The organism is Burkholderia latens (genome assembly GCF_902499045.1).
In the GTDB taxonomy this organism is placed as follows: domain Bacteria; phylum Pseudomonadota; class Gammaproteobacteria; order Burkholderiales; family Burkholderiaceae; genus Burkholderia; species Burkholderia latens.
Map to the genome: position 1 here is coordinate 201,474 of NZ_CABVPL010000003.1, position 21,835 is coordinate 223,308.

The 21,835-nt window shown below is 66.9% G+C and carries 17 protein-coding genes; 12 read left to right on the forward strand and 5 right to left on the reverse strand.

Translation table 11 applies throughout. The features are described from left to right. The gene (locus tag BSE24067_RS03505; RefSeq protein ID WP_151062291.1) at window positions 1-360 is read left to right on the forward strand and encodes an HrpB1 family type III secretion system apparatus protein; all 360 of its coding nucleotides are present in this window, start codon (window positions 1-3) and stop codon (window positions 358-360) included. Between the two features lie 194 nt (window positions 361-554). Here the strand turns inward: BSE24067_RS03505 and BSE24067_RS03510 are convergent, their stop codons facing one another. Together BSE24067_RS03510 and BSE24067_RS03515 are read right to left on the reverse strand one after the other, a co-directional pair. Next, window positions 555-1,370, reverse strand: a complete 816-nt coding sequence (locus BSE24067_RS03510) for a phage tail tip lysozyme (protein ID WP_170297383.1) — start codon at window positions 1,368-1,370, stop codon at window positions 555-557. 268 nt (window positions 1,371-1,638) lie between these two features. Then, window positions 1,639-4,035: a hypothetical protein gene (locus BSE24067_RS03515; protein ID WP_244130450.1), complete on the reverse strand. Its 2,397-nt coding sequence runs from the start codon at window positions 4,033-4,035 to the stop codon at window positions 1,639-1,641. Window positions 4,036-4,477: 442 nt separating this feature from the next. Between BSE24067_RS03515 and BSE24067_RS03520 the strand changes: the two genes are divergently transcribed. Next, window positions 4,478-5,032 carry a hypothetical protein gene (locus tag BSE24067_RS03520; RefSeq protein ID WP_244122156.1) on the forward strand — a complete coding sequence of 185 codons (555 nt, stop codon included), beginning with the start codon at window positions 4,478-4,480 and terminating at the stop codon, window positions 5,030-5,032. Between the two features lie 209 nt (window positions 5,033-5,241). Here BSE24067_RS03520 and BSE24067_RS03525 read toward each other — a convergent pair whose 3' ends face one another. Next, on the reverse strand, window positions 5,242-5,709 hold the full coding sequence (locus BSE24067_RS03525; protein ID WP_151062289.1) for a lytic transglycosylase domain-containing protein: 468 nt from the start codon (window positions 5,707-5,709) through the stop codon (window positions 5,242-5,244). A 173-nt stretch (window positions 5,710-5,882) separates the two neighbouring features. Continuing rightward, window positions 5,883-7,316, reverse strand: coding sequence for a helix-turn-helix transcriptional regulator (locus BSE24067_RS03530; protein WP_151062288.1), 1,434 nt, complete (start codon window positions 7,314-7,316; stop codon window positions 5,883-5,885). An 801-nt stretch (window positions 7,317-8,117) separates the two neighbouring features. On the opposite strand from BSE24067_RS03530, the gene BSE24067_RS03535 reads away from it, so the two are divergent. The 9 genes from BSE24067_RS03535 to pilV all read left to right on the forward strand — a co-directional run bounded on the left by BSE24067_RS03535 (window position 8,118) and on the right by pilV (window position 18,730). Beyond that, window positions 8,118-9,344 carry a toxin co-regulated pilus biosynthesis Q family protein gene (locus BSE24067_RS03535; protein WP_244130449.1) on the forward strand — a complete coding sequence of 409 codons (1,227 nt, stop codon included), beginning with the start codon at window positions 8,118-8,120 and terminating at the stop codon, window positions 9,342-9,344. Then, a complete protein-coding gene (pilN, locus tag BSE24067_RS03540; protein WP_151062287.1) occupies window positions 9,344-11,077 on the forward strand; it encodes a PilN family type IVB pilus formation outer membrane protein in 1,734 nt (577 codons plus the stop codon). The genes BSE24067_RS03535 and pilN overlap by 1 nt, the downstream gene beginning before the upstream one ends. Before the next feature lie 25 nt (window positions 11,078-11,102). Beyond that, entirely contained in the window at window positions 11,103-12,419 is a 1,317-nt protein-coding gene (gene pilO2 / locus BSE24067_RS03545; RefSeq protein WP_151062286.1) for a type 4b pilus protein PilO2, read from the forward strand. Window positions 12,420-12,432: 13 nt separating this feature from the next. Further along, a complete protein-coding gene (pilP, locus tag BSE24067_RS03550; RefSeq protein ID WP_244130448.1) occupies window positions 12,433-12,996 on the forward strand; it encodes a type IV pilus biogenesis protein PilP in 564 nt (187 codons plus the stop codon). A gap of 4 nt (window positions 12,997-13,000) precedes the next feature. Beyond that, the gene (locus tag BSE24067_RS03555) at window positions 13,001-14,785 is read left to right on the forward strand and encodes a GspE/PulE family protein (protein WP_174904690.1); all 1,785 of its coding nucleotides are present in this window, start codon (window positions 13,001-13,003) and stop codon (window positions 14,783-14,785) included. After that, window positions 14,775-15,851 (forward strand): type II secretion system F family protein, encoded by a 1,077-nt coding sequence (locus BSE24067_RS03560; RefSeq protein ID WP_151064951.1) that lies wholly within the window; start codon window positions 14,775-14,777, stop codon window positions 15,849-15,851. Before BSE24067_RS03555 ends, BSE24067_RS03560 begins: the two co-directional genes overlap by 11 nt. A 103-nt stretch (window positions 15,852-15,954) precedes the next feature. Further along, on the forward strand, window positions 15,955-16,509 hold the full coding sequence (locus tag BSE24067_RS03565) for a type 4 pilus major pilin (protein ID WP_151064952.1): 555 nt from the start codon (window positions 15,955-15,957) through the stop codon (window positions 16,507-16,509). A gap of 51 nt (window positions 16,510-16,560) precedes the next feature. Continuing rightward, window positions 16,561-17,040, forward strand: a complete 480-nt coding sequence (gene pilM / locus BSE24067_RS03570; protein WP_151064953.1) for a type IV pilus biogenesis protein PilM — start codon at window positions 16,561-16,563, stop codon at window positions 17,038-17,040. After that, on the forward strand, window positions 17,033-18,730 hold the full coding sequence (gene pilV, locus BSE24067_RS03575) for a shufflon system plasmid conjugative transfer pilus tip adhesin PilV (RefSeq protein WP_151064954.1): 1,698 nt from the start codon (window positions 17,033-17,035) through the stop codon (window positions 18,728-18,730). Before pilM ends, pilV begins: the two co-directional genes overlap by 8 nt. Before the next feature lie 97 nt (window positions 18,731-18,827). Here the strand turns inward: pilV and BSE24067_RS03580 are convergent, their stop codons facing one another. Beyond that, window positions 18,828-19,934, reverse strand: a complete 1,107-nt coding sequence (locus tag BSE24067_RS03580) for a type IV pilus twitching motility protein PilT (RefSeq protein ID WP_420883486.1) — start codon at window positions 19,932-19,934, stop codon at window positions 18,828-18,830. A gap of 103 nt (window positions 19,935-20,037) precedes the next feature. Here BSE24067_RS03580 and sctC point away from each other — a divergent pair, with 103 nt between their 5' ends. Then, window positions 20,038-21,807 carry a type III secretion system outer membrane ring subunit SctC gene (gene sctC, locus BSE24067_RS03585; protein WP_151064956.1) on the forward strand — a complete coding sequence of 590 codons (1,770 nt, stop codon included), beginning with the start codon at window positions 20,038-20,040 and terminating at the stop codon, window positions 21,805-21,807. The last annotated feature ends 28 nt before the right edge of the window (window positions 21,808-21,835 follow it).

Sequence of the window (21,835 nt, forward strand, 5' to 3'; positions counted from 1 at the left end):
ATGATGGAGCTTCTTACCGAACTGCCGGCCGATGCGCCGGCCATCGCGCAGGCGATCATCGAGCATATCGAGGCCAACGAGCTGGACGAGGCCGAGGCGCTGCTGGCGCGCATGCACGATGTCTACCCCGAAACGCGCGAGGTGCACGTGTTTGCCGTGACGATCGCATTGGTGCGCGGGCGTCCGCACGACGCGTGGCAGATCGTGAACGGATTGCCCGACGATCGCGCGCCCGAACTGAAGGCAATCTGTCTGAAAGTCCTCGACGATCCGTCGTGGCATGGCTATGCGACGGCACACGAGGACAGTACCGATCCCTACGTGCGCGTTGCCATGCGGCGCCTGCTCGAAAGAAACTGATGGCCGCGCCCGGGGCCTTCGGCCCCGCTCGGCGAGCCCGCCGAGTCGTTTCCCTCCAATCCGGGTAGTCCGTGCATTGCCGACGAGCGGTGTTTTCGCGCGGCGGAAAATGACCGGCAAAAAAATCCCGCCCGGACATCGGACGGGATCGTGCGAGCTTCAAACGCCCCCGAGGGGGGCGGACACGTTCGCGTTCAGAGATCTTGCGCGAGGAATTGTTCGGCGTACTTGTTACGGTTTTCCATTTGCGGATCGGTGGCCTGTTCGTAGTCCTTGTCCCAGACCAGTGCCGCTTGTTCCGCCGTCGTCGTCTGCTTGATGTCCGTGATCGTCTTGCTGTACGTCGTGTCGAGCTCCTGATTCATGAAGCCGATGTTGGCTTCGAGGCTGCCCGGGTCGAGCCCGTGCTCCTTCGCATAGTTGATTTCGCCTTGTTTGCGCGTGCCGCCCCATTGCGCAAGACCCCAACCGTTGGCGTTGTCGTCCGCGAAGTTGCCGGAGGGCGCGCCTGTCGCTCCGCCTTGATTGACGTTGCCTTGCAGCCCGCTTTCCTGCTGCAGGTTACCGAGCACGCCGGCTACCTGCGCGTCGGTCAGGCCGTAGCGCGATTTGAGATCCTGTGCGATGGCGTGCGCGGCGTCGCCGCCCGATACATTGGGCAGCGTGTTGCCGCCGCCACCGCTTCCACCGCTTCCACCGCCGCCTATTCCCGGCGACGCGCCGCCACCGCCCTGGCCGCCACCGCCGCCACTCGCGCCAGCGGGTGCGGCGCCGCCACCGCCGGCATAGGCGGGCGGCGCCGAGTACGAAGGCGTACCGCCGCCGATGCCGCCCACACCACCCGCATCGCCTGAATTCTGGCTGGAGGGATCGAGAATCGCCTTGATTTCTTCGATGAGCAACTCGAGCAGTTGTGCGAGCTGCGATTCGTTCGTGCCGCCGGTGTCGCCGACATCGTCGATGCCGTTCAGATAGCCGGCGTTATAGCCTTGCACTGCTGTGGTGGACATGATTTTCTCCGCGTGAGAATGACGGTATTCATCAACTGCCGATGGAGGCCCGATAGCGGCCGCCTGCGAAACCTAATTTATTGCCCCGCGCTTACAGCGCGTTGACGGATGCGAAGTCGTTGGCGGATTGCCGAACTGCTGCACTGCCGAACGGGGTGGCGGCCGCGATGCCGGTGCAAGCGGCCTGCAGCAGGCGAGCCGCCGCGCCACCGGTGCGGCCGCCTGCGCGAACCTTCGTCGTTGCGCTTGCTCGGCGCGGCCCGCGTGGTCAGGCGGTCGTGCGACGCATCACGCCCAGTTCCGCCGCGTTGTTGGCGTCGACCGCTCGCCCGTCGTTCGACCGGTTCGACGGGCTCGACGTGCTCGCGGCAAACGACAGGCATCCGCCGATGATGAGCAGTGCGCCCAACGCGTTTTCCACCAAGTTCTTGGTGCCGGGGGACCAATCGCCTCTACCCTCCACGGCGGGACTGACCGTGGCGATCGCGGCATAAAGGGTGAGGAACAGGCTCAGACGCGCGATTCCCGCGCCGGACGCCTTGTCCACGAGTTGCCTGGCCAGGCTGGTTTCGGAGGTGTCGAGCTTGCCCCAGCTCAGGCGCAGCGTCTTCAGCTCGTCGAGCGCCTTGCCCGTGAAGCCGTGCGTCGAGACTTCCGACGCCACGCGTCCGCCGATCGCATCCAGCCCCTCGCCGGCGACATTCGCCGCCGAATAGCTGAACAGGCCTTTGATCGATGCGCCGGTCTTCGTGTGGTGAACGAGGCTGTCGACGTAGGACGGGGCCGACCATTTCGAGCTGGCCTGCGCGGTGTTCACGGCGAACTGGTTCCCGAAATACGCGACGCCGTTGAGCATCTGGGCTCTGACGGGACGCTCGTAGCCCGCGTCGTGATTGCCTTCGAGCGGGTGGAACACATTGATCACGTCGCGCGCCAGGTATGCGTACGATTTGATCGCGCTGGGCAGTATGCCGGCGAGCTGCCCGAGATGCCCGTTGCCCTCGTCGTTCTTGCCGGTATAGGCAGCGGCGGCCACCGTCGCGATCAGCGAGATGATCTGCGCACCGTGGCCCGCGTAGGTCTTCTTGTCCGCGGCGCCGGTGTGATACTTGTGCAACATCGCGGCCAGGTTGCCCATCGCCGCCGCCGTGAACAGCGAGGCCGTGATGACGCCGCGTGTTTCGGGACCGGCGCCGGTCTTCTCGAGGACTGCTTCGGTCGCCATCGAGCACAGCTCGCGGAACAGCGTGGCGCCGCCGGTTGCGGCGAATTCATGACTGAACGCGTTGACGAGGTTGGCCGTCCACCCTTTGAGCGGTTGCGCGGCGCCGTACGGGTTCCGGGTCAGCATGTCGCCGACGTTCGAGATGAACGTCTGGATCTGCCCCGGCCGGGACACCGCGGTCGACAGGTTGTGGATGATCGAGGAGGCCGAGCTCGGAACTCCGTGTCCGGTTGCCGCGACCGCCGGTGTGCTCGCCGCGGCCGATGCCGGACGTGCTTCCTCGGTCTCCGCGGCCGCCGAGATCTCAGCGGTCGCCGATGTGCCGGCGGGGGCCGGCGTGCGGGTTTCCGACGCGACCCGGAACGACGAACGCGGAACGGTTTCTTCGTTCATGCTTTCGTTATCGTGAATATCGATGTCGGGCGCGACGAGGTCAGGTGCCGAGAAGCGGGCCGGATTCGGGGAGAGAGGGCTCCGTGCCGTGTCGTGTCCGTCGGGCGACGAAGATGTCTCGGGCAGGCTCGACGATGATGCCTTCGGGTGGGAGAGCATCGTGAAAGCGTCTTTCGCCGGCAGCGGTTTGTCTTGCGGCGGCATGCCAGAAGAAGTGCCAGCCTTTCCGTGGGGATCGAAAACAGCGTTTCCGAGCGCAGGTTTATGTTGATCGAGGACGGGGCTCGACGAACCGGATGAGGAAGCGTCCGATGCGGCGCGGTGGAGCAGCGCCGGGCTCGCCGGCGGGGGCGACTCGGGCCGATCGCTGCGGCTCGCAGCGTGCGTCGTCACGGTTTTCTGCTCGATGTCGCTCGTGGTGGCCTTGGAAGATTCTGTGGTGTCCTTATCGTGCGGCACCGGGCTGCTCGAACTCGACGTGGCCGGTTGCTTGCCGACAGCGTTCGTTTCCATCGGCTCCTGATGTCGAACGGGCGTCGCACTGTCGTGCTGCGATGCGGGCGTGTGCGGCTGCGGTTCCTCGTGTACGGGCAATTCTTCGCTCGACTGCCCGCCCGCCGACAAGTTGAGCAGCGACACCGTGTCGTCTCCCAGGGCTGCACGTTTAGCGCCGAGCTTGCCCGAACCGGGCAGCGACCGTGAGCCTCCACCCGGGCGGCCGATCGCGGCGCCTGACGGCGATGACGCGCGCGCGGGCAGCGAGTTGCGCCTGACCGGCAACGGTGCCGGCAGCGGCGGGGAGGGCGGCTGCGCCGTCCCGGCCGGTTGCGATGTCGTTGAAAGCGGTCCTGCCGGCGCCGGTGCATCGGTGCCGGTGTGCGCCGGCAACGCGGGTGCGTTGCTCAGCGCGCCGAGCAATGCGCCGCCGGAGGGGCGCGGGCCGGTCATCGATGCGCTTCGTTGGCGCGCGGCCGGCGCGGGCTGCGTGTCGTTGCGCGTGAGGTCGAGCGATGATGACCGTACTTGCGTGTTATTGCTGATCGGCATGACGTTTCCTTTCGGTTGATTTCGATCGTTCGACGTCGCCTCGCGACAAAGGCCTCGATGGACTTGCGCGCTGCCTCATCGCGTCCGGGCGGTCGACGTGCGTTCGCCCGTCGATCCCGTCTTCGCGCTTTGCGAACGTGGGTTCTCGTGTTGGAAAGGTAAAACGACATCACGGTGGCAGCCTGCCGATTCCGAAGTGGCGTGCAAAAAAACGCACGTCGATGCCGGCGCCGCTACTACGACTGCGGATCCATTTGCGCACTTCATCGCATGTGCCGCATGCGCGCTTCGCAATTTCGCTCGCCGCGTCGCGTCGCTTGCGTTGCGCAATGCCGCGGAGCATAAGCTTCGGCTTGCATTCCTCGATATCGCTCCGCGTGAGTGGGATGCGGGGACCGTGCCGCACCGACATCGAGCGATGTTGCGGGCGACGGAAATCGTCATGTCACTCAAGGAGTTCGCCATGAACAACTTAGGAATTCGGCCGGGGCTCGTCCAGTCCCGTGTCGCGGAGTTCGAGAAAGGGACGAAGAACGGTGCGGCCGACGGCGCACAAAAGCAATCGCCCGCGCGCAGCAAAGGCCAACTGGACGGGCTATCCAGCTTCAAGGGGGCCGACGGCGCGCCGCCACCTCCGCCGCCGCCGCCCCGCAACTTTGCCAGCCTGCCGGGGCGCGCGGGGAACGTCGGTGCACAGGTTCTGAGTTCGGCGCTTCATGCCGGAAGTCACTTTCTGCCGCCCGGCGTCGCGTCCACCGCCATGCATGCGGCGGGTGACATCGTGCGTCCATCGGCCCTCGGCGCAGGGGACCCCGTGACGCAAATGGCCGCGATGCAAAACGACTTCCTGAAGCAGCAAAGCGAGATGACGCGGCTCAACAACGCGAACACGATGGCGGCCGCGGTCAACCAGCAGTCGCAGGAGCTCACATCGGCGCTGGCGTCGGTCGGTAACAAGGGTGCCAGCAACATTTCGAACGCCGCCAAGGGGCAGTAGCGGCTACGGCGGGCCGCGGCGCTGTCGCGCGCGGCTCGCGAACGCCCCGGTCCGATCGTCCACGCCTTTTGCCTGCTTCGTTCCCGCTTCGCGCTCGCTTCGCGCTTGCCTTGGCGCTCGCCATCCGGGACGCCCTCCTCATGCAACGCCGCTCTCTCTGTTGATGACGTTCGCGGGCAGCCGGGTCTCCCCGGCGGCCCCTGCTCGTCCTACTGCCCGTCATCCGCCAGTTTCATGCGCTCGACGATGCGTTCCACCGACCGCGCGTAGCGGTCGCGCTCGGCAGGTGTCTCGGAATGGTAGGCACCGATCGCCGCCCAGGTATTCCCGTATCTGACCATCATCTTGTGCAGGTGCCACGCAGCCACGTACACGCTCAAGCATGGGTTCATGAGGTCGTCCGCCGAGACGCCGTAGCGCGACAGCAGCGGAAGGTGAATCGAGTTGATCTGCATCATGCCGTAATCGGTCGAACCGTTCCGGTTGCGATGGAGCGCGTTCGCGTTGCCATGCGATTCCTGCCACGCAATCGCGCGCAGCACGACGGGGCTCACATGTTGATAGGCCGCGGCGGCCGCAAAGCAGTCGGCGGTCTGCGCACGCACGTCGGCGGGCCGAGCGGACAGAACGGCAAGCGCCAGCGCGAGCGCCGGCTTGGACGTGAATAGTCGCATCATGGATCATCCGGTAAGAGAAGCGGTGCGGGAATCGCTTCGCACCGACGTGTGAATGAAAACGCCGTCCGACCCACGCGTTTGCGTTTCGTCGGACGGCGTTGGCGAAAAAAGCCGTGGGCCGGCCGTGTTACCGATCGGCGGCGCAGGCGCTTGGGCGCCGCATACCGCCGCCCTCAGCGGCCCATCGTCTCCGACGGCGCTTCCTGGAACACGCGCCGGTAGCCGTTGATCAGCGTCGAACGATGGCGCACTCCCCACTTGTTCGCGACGTCGAGCACGCGCGTGGCCGGTGCGCCGTCGTCGAGCAGATCGTCGCGAATGCGCTCCATCCGCTGGCGCCGGATCAGCTCGCTCGGCGACAGCCCGAGGTGATTCTTGAACGCTGCCTGCATCGCGCGCTCGGTCACGCCCACATGCGATGCCACTTCGCGCACCGAAAGGTCCTTCTGGTCGAGGTTGTCCATCAGATAGCGATACGCGCGGCGGTATTTCGCCGGCAGGCGGGCGCTCACGTCGTCGGAGCGCTGCGCCGTGCGCGACGCCTGCATGTGATCGGCCGCGGCGGCGGGCATCGACATGTCCGCGCGCACGTGCTGAATCGACGCGAGCGCGTAGCGGCCGTAGAACTGCGCGAATTCCTGCGTGCGCATCTGCTGCTGCATGATCTTCGCGCGGCAGTAGAGGTAGTCGAGGTACCAGCGCGCATGCTGGCTGCCTTGCGAATTCGCCGCGCCGGACGCATCGAGCATCGCTTCGGCCAACGGCGTCGCGTGGCCGGCGATCGCGGCCAACGTGATTTCGAGGCACAGGCTGCGGCGATAATCGTTGAGGCCGGCCTGGCGGCTCCAGCTCACGTATTGCTTGAGCGTTTCGCCCGCGCTCGTCCGGCCATCGGCCAGCGAGACGAGCCGGTTCAGATGCGAGAGTCGTTCGGCCAGCAGCGGCAGCACGGTCCCCGCGGGCTGCGAGCCGGGTACCGGTGCTTCGCTCGGCTCGAACTCCCCGATAGCCGAGCGCCAGTAGATGTGGTCGGCGAGTCGCTCTGCACCGTGCAGTTCGTGCTGCGCGAAGAGGTCACGCCGCAGCGCCTCCACGAGGTAGCTCCAGCGGCGATCGCCGTGCGTTGCCGCCAGCGCGGCCAATTCGCCGAGGCGATGGCACGCCGCCTGGATCAAGCCGAGATGAAACGAAACGAGTGTCGCGCCGACGAGGCTGTCGAGACGTTGGCGCGGCGTGGCAGCCTTTTCCTCGCCGACGCGCTTGAAGCAACTGAGCGCGACGTTGAACTGGTTGCGGAAGAAGGCTTGCCAGCCGGTATTGCGGCACGACGCGATACGCAGGCCGTCGCGTTGGGCGCGAATGGCTTTTTGCGCGCGGCGATACGTTTCCTCCGCTTCTTCATGGCGGCCGAGCATCAGCTCGAGGTCGGCGCAGACCTGCAGTTGCGCGTAGCCGGGCTGCGCTTGCGCCGTGTCGGTATCGGCATGGCGTGCGGCGTGGCGGACAGCGTCGAGAAACTGGCCCTGGAGCATTTTCGAGGCGACGTCCGCAGGGATGTCGTCGGAAGCGAGGGCCGAGGCGGCGGCGAAGTAGATCGTCGAGAACATGTCGTGCTCCTGACTCAATGAGCGATGCGTTAAGTGGCGTGAAACGATTCGTGAAGCAGTGAGCGCATGTTTTCATCGCGGGCCGATTCAGGCTCGTGTTTGTGATGGTTTGTTACCTTCGATCTGGCATCGGCATGTGCCGGAGCGCGCAGTGCCGCGGGGGACTTTCACGCACGAACGGGAGGCCTGCGTCGCGTTTTTTGATGATTTGTTACGGTTGGCGCCGCCGTGCGTTGTTTGGTGCGGTGATGGCGAGCCTATCCGGATCTTCGCGCGTTGATCCGGCTGGCGCGGCGCAACGTCTGGGCCAGGCGGACCGGTTGCCGGCACGATTGGAAGAGCGCCATGAATCGGTTCGCGCTTGTTTATCAAGAACGATTAAACATTGGAGTCTGAATCTCAATCCGCCTCATGCACTGAATTGCGGATACCTGCTGCGCGGCACTCAATTGGCGGTTCGCGCGCGAGCGGTGCCATAGCACATTTTTGTATCTGGCATATTTCCGGGGCAGCCATTCCGCGATTCGCGCCGAAACGTTCAAAAAAAACGTCATGGCTGCCGCGGCGCCATGCTGGGCGGGGCTTGTGCCGCGAAGGCGACGTTCTCGCGCAGGTGCCTGTATCATCCATGCCGGCCGAGAAAGGATGATTTTCCAGGATTATTTTTTTCCTTAAAGGTGCGGTGTACTTTGCCGTAAACACCCATTGAGCTGTAGTGCTATCCTTACGCGTCGTTACTGTTTTCTTACACAATTTCTTTCGAATTCCTGACGCCTTTCGGTATTGCTTTTAGGGCAGCTATTGGCATGGTTCAAGCAGATTGAAAAGAACGTGGCAACAAAAAAAATAGTGCTTCCGGTGCATCCGAAGTGCGTGAGCGATAAGCGGCGGAACCGGGCGAGGGCGAATGTTTGGGTAGCGGCGATGCCGCCGGCGATTCGGGCGCTGCTGTGCGGCGTCTGGTTCGCCTGCACGGTCGCGCACGCGTCCGATCAGCAAGTCATCGTCGACGGCGGACAGCGCCTGGGCGGCGTCGTGCGCACGGGCGGCCACGACGTTCCGTTGCTGCGCGCGCTCGAGCAGATCATGCCGACGAGTTACAGCATCAATGTGCCGAACGCGGGCGCATGGGCCGACGCGCTCGTGAGCTGGCGCGCCGGCGCGTCGGTCGTGCACGCGCTCGGCGAGGCGCTGTCGGTCGATCCCGTGCTGCAGGCGCGCATCGATACGGATATGCGTCTGCTCACGGTGACTGCGCATGCGCGGCGCGCAAACGTTGACGCGCCGCAGCCTTCCTCGCCGCCGGCCGGCGCGGCGTCGCGCATGAACGGTGTCGCCACGAATCCGTCTTCCACCTTGCCCGCGGGCGCGGCGGCGATGGCTCCCGCGGCGGGACCTGCCATTGCACAGGCGCAGACCGTGGCGCAGGCGCGTGTTTCGACGCCGATACCTGCAACACCGGCATCGGCTCGCACACCGGCGGCAGCACCGGCGGTGCCGGCAGCGCAGGCGCCCGCACCCGCACCCGCTCTGGCGACGTCGCCTGCGCCGGCAGCCGGACCGTCCATGCCGGCATCGGTCCCGGCACTTGTTTCAGCACCGCCGCGAGCGCAGGCACCTGCGCCCGCCAAGCTACCCGCGCCCGCCAAGCGTGACGCCATGGCGCCCCCGTTGCTCGCCGCCACGCAACCGGCGTCCGGCCCGGACTCGCCGGCGCCCTCGTCGGCGCCCGCCGCGACTCCGGCGTTCGTACCCGCGGCGGCGCCCGAGCGCACGGAGTGGCAGATGCGCCTGTCGGACGGCTCCGTGCGCAATGCGCTCGCGCGCTGGGCGAGCGAAGCCGGCTGGCAATTCATTTGGGACGTGCCGACCGATTTTCAGGTCGACGCGACGGCCACGATACACGGCACGCTCGCCGAAGCGCTGCGTCAGGTGACCAATGCGCTCGCCGGCTCGCAGGTGCCGATTCAGGTGGTCTTGTATCAGCGCAACCGCGTCATGCGCGTCGTGCCCAAAGGAGCAAGTTGATGAGCGTCCTCTGTCGTCCTTTCGTCATCCTTGCCGCATGCCTTTCGCTGCTCGCGGGGTGCACCGGTCTGCTGGACAAGATCGAGCGCAGCTCGCAGGCCGATACCGCGCGTGCGGGGCAATTGCTCGGCAAGCTGTCGAACGGCGACAACCGCGCGGTGCCGGGCAGCGACGGCGTCGTCGTCAAAGACGAACTCTGGCTTTCGGGCAAGACGATCAAGATCGCGACGAAATCGACGCTGCCGAAGCTCTTCGACGAGCCGGCGAGCTTCGACGGCACGGTCGATTCGCTGCGCATGTTCGCCGATCGCATTTCGCGCCTCGCGCACCTGCCGGCCAAGGTTGCGCCGGGCACGAGCGAAGCGGCCGCGCGCGCGACGCAGACCGCGGTCGATACGGGGGGCGCTGGAGCCTATCCCGGCGTGCCGCCGCTGCCCGCCGGCCTGTTGCAGGGGCCCGCGCCGAGCACGAGCGCCGCGACGATGGCCGCGCGCGTGCCGAGCGTATCCTCGCCCGTGCGCATCGCGTATTCGCGCGGTACGCTGCGCGGGCTGCTCGACACGGCGTCGGCTCGCTTCGGCGTCTACTGGAAGTACGAGGACGGCGCGATCGTCTTCTTCTACACGGCCACGCGCGTCTATCAGGTCGTCGCCATCCCGGGCGACTCGAAGCTGGATACGAACGTCGTGAGCGGTGCGAGCAACAGCGGCGGCGCCTCGAGCAACGGCGCGGGGGCGGCGGGCGGATCGGGCGCCGGTGGCGCGGGCATCGGCGGCGGAGGCGGCGGGACGTCCGGTTCGCCGTCCGTGTCGTCGGACAACACCGCGAATATCACGATGAACGCGCAGCTCTCGGTGTACAACGGCTTGCAGACGGCGATCAAGGCGATGCTCTCTCCGGCAGGTTCGGTCATCACCTCGCCGGCCACGGGCTCGATCTCCGTCACCGATACGCCCGATGTGCTCGAGCGCGTGGGCGAGTTCATGGAGCAGCAAAACCGCGTGCTCGCGCGGCAGGTGCTCATCAACGTGACGGTGCTCTCGGTCACGCTTTCCGCGCAGGACAGCTACGGCATCAACTGGCACGCGGTCTATCAGGCGCTCGGCACGCAGTTCGGCATCACCACCGCGTTCACGAGCATGATCCAAAACCCGAGCGAGCTCTCGGCCACGGTCATCACACCGTCGAGCCGCGCGTCGAGCACGACGGCCATCATCGACGCGCTTTCGACGCAGGGCACGGTGCACCGCAAGACCTCGGCCTCGATCACGACGCTCAACGATCAGCCCGTACCCGTGCAGGTGGCCGAGCAGCAAGGCTATCTCGCGCAGATCTCGACGACCAACACCGTCAACATCGGCAGCCAGACGTCGCTCACGCCGGGCACGATCACGACCGGCTTCAACCTCACGGTGCTGCCGCACATCCTCGACGACGGCACGATCATGATGCAGTTCTACAGCAACATTTCGTCGCTCGTGAGCCTTGCGCCGTTCGGCCCGGCGAACCAGCAGATCCAGCTGCCGACCGTCGATACGCGCAACTTCCTGCAGCGCATCGCCGTGAAGTCGGGGCAGACGCTCGTCATCAGCGGCTACGAGGGCATCACCGATCTGGATAACCGGCAAGGCGTCGGCCATCCGTCGAACTATGCGATGGGCGGGTTCAACGCGTCCGGCACGCGCGAGGTGATCGTCATCCTGCTCTCGCCGATCGCGATCAACGGCGCTTGACGCGCGCTCGGGCACAGGATCCGTCATGGCGACGCAAGTCATCCAGATCGGCCGCCAGCGTTTCATATGCGGCCTTTTCTGGCAATCGCTCTCGCGCCGGCACGCGCTGCGCGCGGAGGCCGTGGAACTCGCCGCGCGCCTGAATTTCGATGCGATGGTGCTGCGTATCGACCGCACCTTCGCGGGCGCGGGTTTCGCGAGCACGCGCGAGGGCGCGCAACTAGGCTTGCCGTCGCTCGGCGCGCTCGTGTCGAAGACGATCGCGGCCGAAGGCGCGTTCTACGACGGACGCCAGCAGCCGGCGCCCAACTGGCTCGGTGCGTTCCATCTGCCCGACGGGCGCTGGGCCTACTTCGCCGTGCGCGACGGCGCATTCCTGCCGAACGGCGACTGGATCGGTTCCAGCGAAGAAGTGTTCGAGCGGCTGCACAGCGATTACAGCCTCGGCGGCTGGAACGTCGTCATCGGCGATCCGCAGCTGGAAGTGCAGGGATTCCACAACTTCTACGCGCGGCGCATCGACGACATGATCCCGCGCCGGGGCGGCAAGCCGCATTTGCCGCGCTGGCTCAATCTGTCGCGTGTCTCGCGGCGCGCACCGCGGCGCGAGGTGCTGCTGGTGGCCGTTGCGATCGTGGTGGCGGCCGCGGTTGCGGCCGGCATCGTCGCGTACCGGCGCCACCGTATGGAAGTCGAGCGGCAGCAGGCGTTCGAGCGGATGCGCGCGGCGCTCGCGCTGCATCCGCCCAGGCCCGCGGCACCGCCCGAAGCCGCGCACCCGTGGGCCGGCGAGCCGCGGCCCGATGCGTTCGTTCGCGCGTGCGTCGATCACTTCACGCAGATCGCGCCGGGCGGCTGGGAACTCGACGACTACGTTTGCCGCGCGTCGAACGTCAGCTACAGCTGGTCGCGGGGCGGATCGAACGTGGCGATGCTGATGGCGGCGGAGCCGCGCGCGACGATCGACGGCAACGGCGAGCATGCGAGCTACGTGGAGCCGCTGGCATTGCCCGTGGGGGGAGACGACGTGATCGATGGCGTGCACGGCGTGCGCTTGCGCATGCTGTCCGCGTTCCAGTTGCTGGGCATCGGCCTGACGTTCACGCCGCAGCCGGCAAGCGCGCCGCAGCGCAGCCTCGCTTCGCAAACGCTGGACCGGCTGCATCCGGGCGGCGGCCCGCCCCCGGCGCCGAGCTGGCAGACCTGGCGCATTTCGGCGCAACTGGGCGGCGTCCGGCCCGACAGCCTCATCCGGTATCTCGACGAGCCGGGCGTGCGCGTCGAGACGCTTTCATATAAATCCGGGCAGTGGACGCTCGACGGAGTGCTCTATGAAAAATGACGATGCATTGACTGTGCTGGTGCTCGCCTGCTGCTGCGCGTGGCCGTTGGCCGCGTTCGGCGAGGCGAGCGCCGCAGCTGCCGCGGCCGCCGCGCCCGCGGAAGCGGCGCCGCGCATGAACGTCGTTCCGACACCGGCCGCCGTGCAGGCAGCCAACGAACTGATGCGGCTACAGGAGGAAACGATGATCCTCAAGGCACAGCTGAAAAAGCTCGATGCGCAGGCGCAGGTGGCGGAGCGGCAAGAAGCGCTGCACCGGATGGGCAGTACCGTCTCCTCGTATTCGGACGTGTCGCTCGTGGCGACACAAGGGCTCGGCAAGACGCTCAGCGCAACGGTGGCGACGAGCGACGGCGCGGAGTTCGACGTCGGGCCCGGCGATACGCTGCCCAACGGCATGCGCGTGGCCGCCATCCGCCCGGGTGCGATCGTCCTCGCATCGCAGGACGGACGGCGCACGACGCTGACCGTCTCCGCGAGCGCGCGGCAGCAGCCCGCGCGCAACGTGGCGTCGACGGGCTCGCCCGGTGTGCCGCCGGTGCCGACGCTGCCTGCTTTGCCGATGCCTGGGAGGTGACGCCATGAGCTCGTCTCCGACATCTCCGGGCAAGACGCCCCACAGCGTGACGCCGCTGATCCTGTCGCGTGCCGTGAAGCCGATCGAAACCGATCCGCCTGTTACGCAGGGTCAGCCGGCGGCCCCGGCCGAGCCGGCTCCCGCACCCGTTGCGCGGCCGCGCGCGCCGGTGCTGAGCGCCGTGGCCGCTGCCGCCGCCGCTTCGGTGCAGCCCGCGCAAACGGCGTCGCCAGGCCAGCCGCCGGGGCGCGCGCTGCCGCTCGCCGCGGTGGCGCGCCCGCTTTCCGACAGCGGGGAGTTCGCCGCGAGCGACGAGGAGCGCAAGTTTCTCTGTCTGCTCGACGACGGCACGCTGCTCGTTGCCGAAGGGCACGAAATGAATCCGTTCGTGCTGTCGTACTGCGCGAGGCTCGAACGGCTCAATTGCCGCTACACGACGCGGCTCGTGACACTCGATGCGATCAGACGCAGCTATCAGGGCCCGCGCCGCGACGGCAGTGCCGAGCGCATCGACCATACGCAGATGCAGGTCGTCGCGAAGAACCTGATCGCGCGGGCGTGCGCCGAACGTGCGTCGGATATCCATATCCGTGTGAACCGGTTCAGCACGGAGATTCTTTTTCGCATCCACAACGAACTCGTGCGCATTTCGGAGCAGACGCGCGAGTACGGCGAGCGGCTGCTCGCCACGCTTTATGCGGCGATGTCGAGCGTATCGGACAACACCTACAAGCCGAACGAACGCCAGGATGCGGCCATCGGCGATCGCGACAAGCTGCCGGACCGGCTTTTCGGCGTGCGGATCGCGACGGCGCCCACGAGCGTCGGCAGCGTCATGGTGCTGCGGCTGCTCTACAACGATGCGGGCGAGGCGACGGCCCTGACCGAGCTCGGCTTCACGGTGGCGCAGGCGAACGTGTTCGAGCTGCTCGCACAGCAGCCGCACGGCATGAACATCATCAGCGGCCCGACCGGCTCGGGCAAATCCACGACGTTGCAGCGCGTGCTGACGAAGCAACTGCGCGAGATGGCCGGCTCGATCCACGTCATCACGGTGGAAGACCCGGTGGAGTACCCGATCGAGGGCGCCGTGCAGACGCCCGTGGTCAACGCGCCGACGGAAGAGGCGCGCTCGCTCGCGTTCGCCGCCGCGATCGCGAATGCGATGCGGCTCGACCCCGACACGATCATGATCGGCGAGGTGCGCGACCGCGCATCGGCGCAAAGCGCGTTGCGCGCCGCGATGACGGGCCATCAGGTCTGGACGACGGTGCACGCGAACGGCGCGCTCGCGATAGTGGACCGTCTCGTCGATCTCGGCTTGCCGATCGCGATGGTGACGGACGAATCGCTCGTCACGGGGCTCATCAGCCAGCGGCTCGTCAAGCTGCTGTGTCCGCACTGCTCGCGCCCGCTGGCCGACGCGACGGCGCGGCTCGACATGGGGCTCGTCGCGCGCGTGAAGCGGGCCGTCGGCGCGCGGTTCGATGCGGTGCGCGTGGCCGGGCCCGGTTGCCCGCATTGCAAGAACGGCACGGTCGGCCGGACCGTGGTGGCCGAGGTCGTGCGCACCGACGCGACGTTTTGCGAATTGCTGCGCGCCGGGCGCAAGCCCGATGCACAGGCGTACTGGCTCGACGAACTCGCGGGGCAGACGGTCGCGCAGCACGCGCTCGAAAAAGTGGCGGCGGGCCTCGTCGATCCGCGCATGGCGGAGCGCGTGGTCGGCCCGTTCCTGCCGGGCAGCGGGGGGCGGCCGCAGCCGCTCGGAAGCGGCTATGGCACTTGAGCTCAACCGGCGCTGGGCGCGCCTGCAACTCACGACGCAGGCGCGGCTGCGGCTCTATCGCAAGATCGCGAAAATGCTCGCGAACGGGTTGCCGTTGCTCAAGATCCTCGAGGAGCTCGAGTTGCGTGCGTCGCACGAGGGCCGCAAGCCGAACGAGCCGCTGGCATTGACGCTGGCGGACTGGCGCAGCGTCGTGCAAAACGGCGGCATGCTGGCCGAGGCGATGGCGTGGTGGGTGCCGCATACCGAGCAGATGATCGTCATGGCCGGCGAGCAGTCCGGGCGCCTCGAGGCCGCGCTGCTGAACGTATGCTCCGTCGTGCAGTACAGCCGCCGGATCCGCACGGCCATCGTCGGCGGGTTGACCTACCCGTGCGTGATCGTGGCGATGACGATCGGCTACGTGTACCTCTTCGGCAAGCTCGTGATTCCGCGCTTCGCGTCGATCGTGAGCCCGGAGCGCTGGCACGGCGTGGCGAAGTCGCTCTACGAGCTGTCCCGGTTCGTGCAGGGCGGCATGATCTACTGCCTCGTGGTGCTCGCGATCCTCGTCGCGGCGCTGTTTTACTCGATGCCGCGCTGGTCCGGCAACGTGCGCGTCTGGCTCGACCGCTACCCGCCTTACTCGATCTATCGGCTCATTACGGGCTGCGGTTTTCTCGTCGCGTTTTCGTCGCTGCAGGCGGCGGGCTTCACGGTCGAACGCTCGCTCGCGCGGCTGGCCACCGATGCGAAGCCGTGGCTCAGGCAGCGAATCGACGACATGCTCTTCGGCGTGAAGTCGGGGCTCAACGTCGGCGAGGCGATGAAGAACGCCGGCTACCGGTTTCCGTCGGAGGAGATCGTCGATGATCTGTGTGTGTATGCCGAATACAAGGGCTTCGCCGAGGCGCTGCACGCGATCGCGAACGAGTGGATGACCGACGGCGTGGAGACGATCGAGGCGCAGATGCGCGTGGTCAACGGCGCGGCGATCGTCGTGCTCGCGCTGGTGCTGTCGTGGCTCATCAGCGGCTTCTTCGGAATTCAGCAGGAAATTGCGGCTTTGGCTCGGAGTCTGCATTGAGCGTGCCGTGTAATGGCGTGTAAGCGCAGTGCAAACGAATGGGTATCGAAAACGAATGGCACGTCTTTCTTCAGTGTCGATTGAGGGAACCAAGGAGAGCAACATGAATGTCAAGACCGTCGCATCGATTCGCGCCAGGGTGGGCAGCCGTGGGTCGCGCCGCATGCAGCGTGGCGCCACCCTGCTCGAAGCGATCGCCTATCTCGGGATCGCCGCAATCGTCGTCATCGGTGCCATTGCGCTGCTGCGCGGCGCGTTCGGCAGTGCTTCGTCGAATCAGACGGCCGAGCAGGTGACGGCCATCCAGACCGGCGTCAAGAAGCTGTATATGGGGCAGACCAACGGCTACACCGGGCTGACGACGACCGTCGCCATTTCCGCCGGCATCATCCCGACTACGCTCGTCATCGACACCGCGGCAAATACCGTCACCGATTCCTGGGGTGGCGCAGTCACCGTGACGGGCACCGGCACCGGGACATTCACGATCGAATTCGATTCCGTGCCGACGGACGTATGCATCAACGCGGCCTCCGCCGGCGGCACCTGGACGGCCGTCTCTATCGGCGGTGCGGCGCAAACGGTGCCGGTAACGCCGGCCGCCGCTCAGGCGGCTTGTGCCGGTGGCGCGAAGAACATCATCTGGACTTCCGCCTGATCGGCGCCGGGTATCGGCCTTCGCTCCGATTGACGCCACGAGCCGCCCGCCATGTTCCTGATCTGGATCGTCGCCGCCTTCGCGATGCTGACCGGTGCCTACGCGCTGCTCGGCGCCGAGGCGGCGCCGGCGCCGCTCGCGCCGTCGGCGATGGCGCTCGCGGCGAACATGAGCGCCTATCGGCAGGCCGTGGTGGCCTTCGCGCGCGCCAACCCGTCGTTCGCCGGCAGCGTGCCGGCGGCGAGCCTCGCACCCTACCTCGGGGCGACCGTTCCCGATCCGATGTGGCGCAACCACGTCCAGCCCAATACCGGCTATACGGGCAGCCTGGTCGTGGTCTATGCGGCGGCGTCGGCGGCCGCGGCCGCGGTCGACGGCATCGAGCAGATTGCGCAGGGCTCGGCGCTGGCCGGCGTGGCGCTCGGCGCCAACGTCGTGTCCCCCGGCAACCCGGCCGTGCCGCTGCCGGCCGCACTGGCGAACGCGATCCCGAACGGCATGCCGGTATGGATGGCGCAAGCGTATGACTGAGCGCACCCGTACCCTTGCCCGCACCGGCATGCGGCGCCCCGGCCCCCGCGTGCGGCCGGGTCGCCGCATGCACGGCTTCACGATGATAGAGATGCTGGCCGTGCTTGCGCTCGCCGCATTGATGATGGCGGGCCTCGTCACGCTCACGAACTCGTCGCTCGACGATACGCGCGCGCAGCAGGCCGCGCTTTATCAGTCGCAGGTGACGGCGGCTGCCACGCGGCTCATTCAACAGAACTACACGGCGCTCGCGGCCCAGGCCACGACCACCTCGCCGGTGATCGCGAAAATGACCGGCTCGACGTACCAGCTGTCGACCTACCTTTCGAGCGCGTTGAGCGGCACGAACCCCTATGGTCAGGTGCCGTGCCTGCTCGTCTACGCGGCGCCGGGCGGCGCCAACCCGGCGGCGTTGCAGGCGCTGCTCGTCACGGAGGGCGGCCGGACCATTCCCGATTCCGAACTCGGCTACATCGCGGCGAACGCCGGCCCGGGCGGCGGTTCGATCCAGGCGACGAACAATGCGATCGGCGCGGCCATCGGCGCCTTCGGCACCTGGAAGATCGATACGCCCAACCCGGCGAATACATCCTGCACAGGCACGAAAACGGGCACGGGACATCTGGCGAGCCTCATTTTCTACGACGGCACGCAGGCGCAGAACGTCGATTATCTGTACCGCGTGGCCGTGCCGGGCAATCCGCAGGCGAACACGATGCAAGTGCCGATCGTGCTCGCGCGGCAGATCGACTATGCCGCCTGCACGCAGCCTGGAGCCATCGCGGCCGACTCGTTGGGCAACGTCCTGAATTGCGATGGAACGCAGAACCTGTGGGTGCCGCAGGCGGCCTATCACTGGCGCGAACCGGTGGCCAACGAAGCGGCGCTCGAAGGCGTTGCCGCGCATCCGGGCGACGTGCGGCTCACCGCCGCGACGAATCGGGCCTATGCGTACAACGGCGCCACATGGCAGGCGCTGGCGGTGGATGAAGCGGGCAATCTCGCGCTCGGCAACGCGCACAACGTCGGCGACCCATGCCCGCCTGCGCCGCAGAACTCGGCCATCGCCGCCGCGTCGGCGAGCACGACGCTCGTCTCCACCGATGCGAACGGGCGCGTGCTGTCGTGCCGCGGCGGCAGGTGGCAAACGCAAAGCGAGATCGAGCCGGCGTCATCGCTCACGGGCTGTCAGCTCGTGATGGCCAACCCCAATGGCGCGGGCGATTACTCGGCCTGCACGGGGCAGCCGGCGACGAACTTCCAATCGGGCGCCTATTCGTACAACGGCAGCAACGGTACGTACTCGTATACGTTCAGGACGACCGTCGACCTCACCAAGCCGGGGATCATCGTCGCGTCCACCTGGGCGCACCTGAACGACGGCATGTGCAACGGCCCCTACGGCAACCGGGGGCAACTGTCGCAGAGCATCGACATCACCGACAGCGGCAACCACAACCTCGGGCATACGGAGAGCCAGACGCCGACGCTTCAGGACGATTCGGGCGGGATCAACAACGCGCTGGCCCAGGCGGGCACGCCTGGCACCTACACGATCATCGTGACGACGAACTGGGCGACGTACGCCGGTATCACGACGCCGTGGGTCAGCAGCTTTTGCGGTGAGTCCGGCCAGACGGTCTGGAACACGCCCGTCGCTGCGGGCTGGACGATCAACTCCTATTACTGAGCGACCGACCGTGAGCCCATCGATACCGCGCACCTTCAATGCACCGCCACGCTCGGCGCGACCGGCGCCATTGCGCCGGCACCGCGTTCGCGCGGGCTCAGTGCGGCGCGAGCGTCTGCAGCATTTCGTGCAGCTCGAGCCGATTGTAGGTCGCGCGCAGCACGTCGCGCGGCAGGCATTGCCGCTTCGATACGAGGCTGAAGAGATGCTCGTTGAGCATGCGCGACATGTTGTCTTCCTTGCGCTTCATGAACTCGGCAAGGTACGGCAGCTTGCCCGGATCGGTCAGCAGGCCGCTGATCTGCTGATTGTTGTTGAAGAGCAGTTCGCTCGCGAGCACGAAGTTCTCGCCGTCCTCCGTCGGCACGAGGCATTGGCAGATCACGCCGATCAGGCAGTTCGCGAGCGCGGCCGCATAGCGCTCGCGCTGCTCGGCCGGAAAAAACGACAGCAGCCGCGTGAGCGTGCCGATCGCGCTGCCCGTGTGCATCGTCGCGAGCACGAGGTGGCCCGATTCGCCGGCCTGCAGCGCCGTCTCCGCCGTCTCGGGGTCGCGCACCTCGCCCACCATGATGACGTCGGGTTTTTGCCGCAGCGCCTCGCGCAGGCCGGCCGAGAAGCTCGGCGTGTCGGTGGGCACTTGCCGCTGCGAGACGATCGACGCGCGCCCCTCGAGTTCGTATTCGATCGGCTCCTCGATCGTGACGATGTGGCTGTTGCGCGTGCGGTTGATGTGCTCGAGCAGCGAAGCGATCGTCGTCGTCTTTCCCGAGCCGGTCGGGCCCGTCACGAGGATCAGCCCCTTGGCGCTGTCGATCATCGAGCGCACGTAGGCGGGCAGGCCGAGCTTGTCGAGCGCGAGCGGCTGCAGCGGCAGGCGCCGGATCGAGATGACGAGCTTGCGGCCGCCATTGGTGCGGTAGATGTTGCAGCGAAGGCGGCAGCGCGTGAGCACGAACGGGCGATCGATCGCGCCGTGCTGAAGCTGCGCCTCCCAGTCCGGTTCGATCGAGGCCAGCGTGGGCAGCATTTCGTCGTGGAGCACCGGCTCCTCGCCGACGGCGAGCCAGCCGCGCGGCGCCTTGATCATGATCGGCCGGTCCTGCTCGATATGGATGTCGGTGAAAGTCTGCCGCAGGTCGATCAATTCGAGAATCTCGCGCGTCAGGTCGCGACGTTCGTGACTCGGAGCGTTCATCGTCAATGCCCTTCCTATGAAAGATAGTCGGAACTTACATGAAAACCTTGTCGATGTGTCGGAGAAGCACCGGGCGGCGCCGCGTACGTTTCATCGCGGGCGGCGCGTCATGAACTGGACTCGCCGGCTGAGCACCGTGGCCCTCGCCGCCGCGCTCGCGTTTGGGGCGACCGCCCCCGTTGCCGAGGCAGCGGCCGTGCGCTGGAAGTCGTCGTTCGTCGATTACGAAGCGCAGGGCAAGGACATCAAGGATGTGCTGCGCGACTTCGGCGCGAGCCAGAGCATCCCCACGCGCATCGCCGCCGATGTGAGCGGCACCGTGAGCGGCAAGTTCCATCTGCCGCCGCGGCGCTTTCTCGATACGCTCGCGGCGTCGTTCGGCTTCGTGTGGTACTACGACGGCGAAGTGCTCGACATCACGACGGCCGCCGAACTGCAGAGCACGCTCGTGAAGCTCGATTCGGCCGATACGGGCGCGCTGCGCGATGCGCTCGACCGCCTGCACATCGCCGACGCGCGCTTTCCGATCGTCTACGACAGCGCGCAGGGCACGGCGCTCGTGAGCGGGCCGCCTCGCTACGTGCAAATGGTGACGAACGTGGCCTCGCGGCTCGACAACAACGCGGCGCATCGAAGCGGCACGCAGGTACGCGTCTTTCCGCTCTATCACGCGTGGGCGCACGACCGGACGGTGCCCATCGACGGCCAGCAGGTCACGCTGCAGGGCGTGGTGGCCGTGCTCAACGGCATCTACCACCCGCGCACGGCCAAGGCCGCCGACAGGCGCGGCGAGGGCGAGGGCGGCCGCGCGGCGAGCAGCGTGAAGCGCAACACGCCGATCAACGACGTGAACGGCAATGCCTACAACGGCCCGTACATTCCGCCGCCGGTGCCGTCGGGCGCGGCCGGCAAGGGCATGTTCGCCGGGCTCACCGGGCAGCCTTCGCCGGCCGTGGCGGCGGCGGTGGGCGAGCCGCCGCCGCCGCAGAACACGAGCACGGCGCCGGCGAGCGACGATCAACTGCCCGTCATCGTCGCGGACCAGCGCACGAACTCCGTCGTGATTCGCGATACGGCCGACCGGATGGATCAGTACGGCAAACTGATCGATCGCCTCGACGTCAAACCGCAACTGATCGAGATCGAGGCGCACATCATCGAGATCGACGACGACGCACTGCATCAGCTCGGCGTCGACTGGACCGCGCACAACAGCCACATCGACGTGCAGACCGGTACCGGCACGCTCGCACAGAGCACCTACAACGGCACGCTCTCGCAGAACTTCGGCCAGACGGCGCTCGCGGGCAACATGCTGGCGGCGGCGACGCCCGTGGGCGCATCGGTGGCCGCCGTGCTCGGCGACGCCGGCCGCTATCTGATGGCACGCATCTCGGCACTGCAGCAGACGAAGGCCGCCAAGATCGACGCGAGCCCGAAGGTCGTCACGCTCAACAACATCGAGGCCGTGATGGACAACCAGACGCAGTTTTTCGTGCCAGTGTCGGGATACACGTCGGGCGATCTCTACAGCGTGTCGACGGGCATCTCGCTGCGTGTGCTGCCGATGGTCGTGGAGGAGGACGGGCGCACGCGCATCAAGCTCGACGTGGCGATTCAGGACGGCCAGCTCACCGACCAGACGGTCAGCAACCTGCCGGTGATCCAGAACAGCACGATCAACACGCAGGCGTTCATCGAGGAGGGGCAGGCGCTGCTCATCGCCGGCTATCGCGCGGACAGCGCGACGACGGGCGTGACCGGGGTGCCCGGGCTCTCGAAGATTCCGTTGATCGGCGCGCTCTTCAGGACCGACAACCGCCAGAAGAGCCACATGGAGCGGCTCTTCCTGCTGTCGCCGCGCGTCATCTCGCCGTGATTCACCGCAACCGTCCGCACCGGGGAAT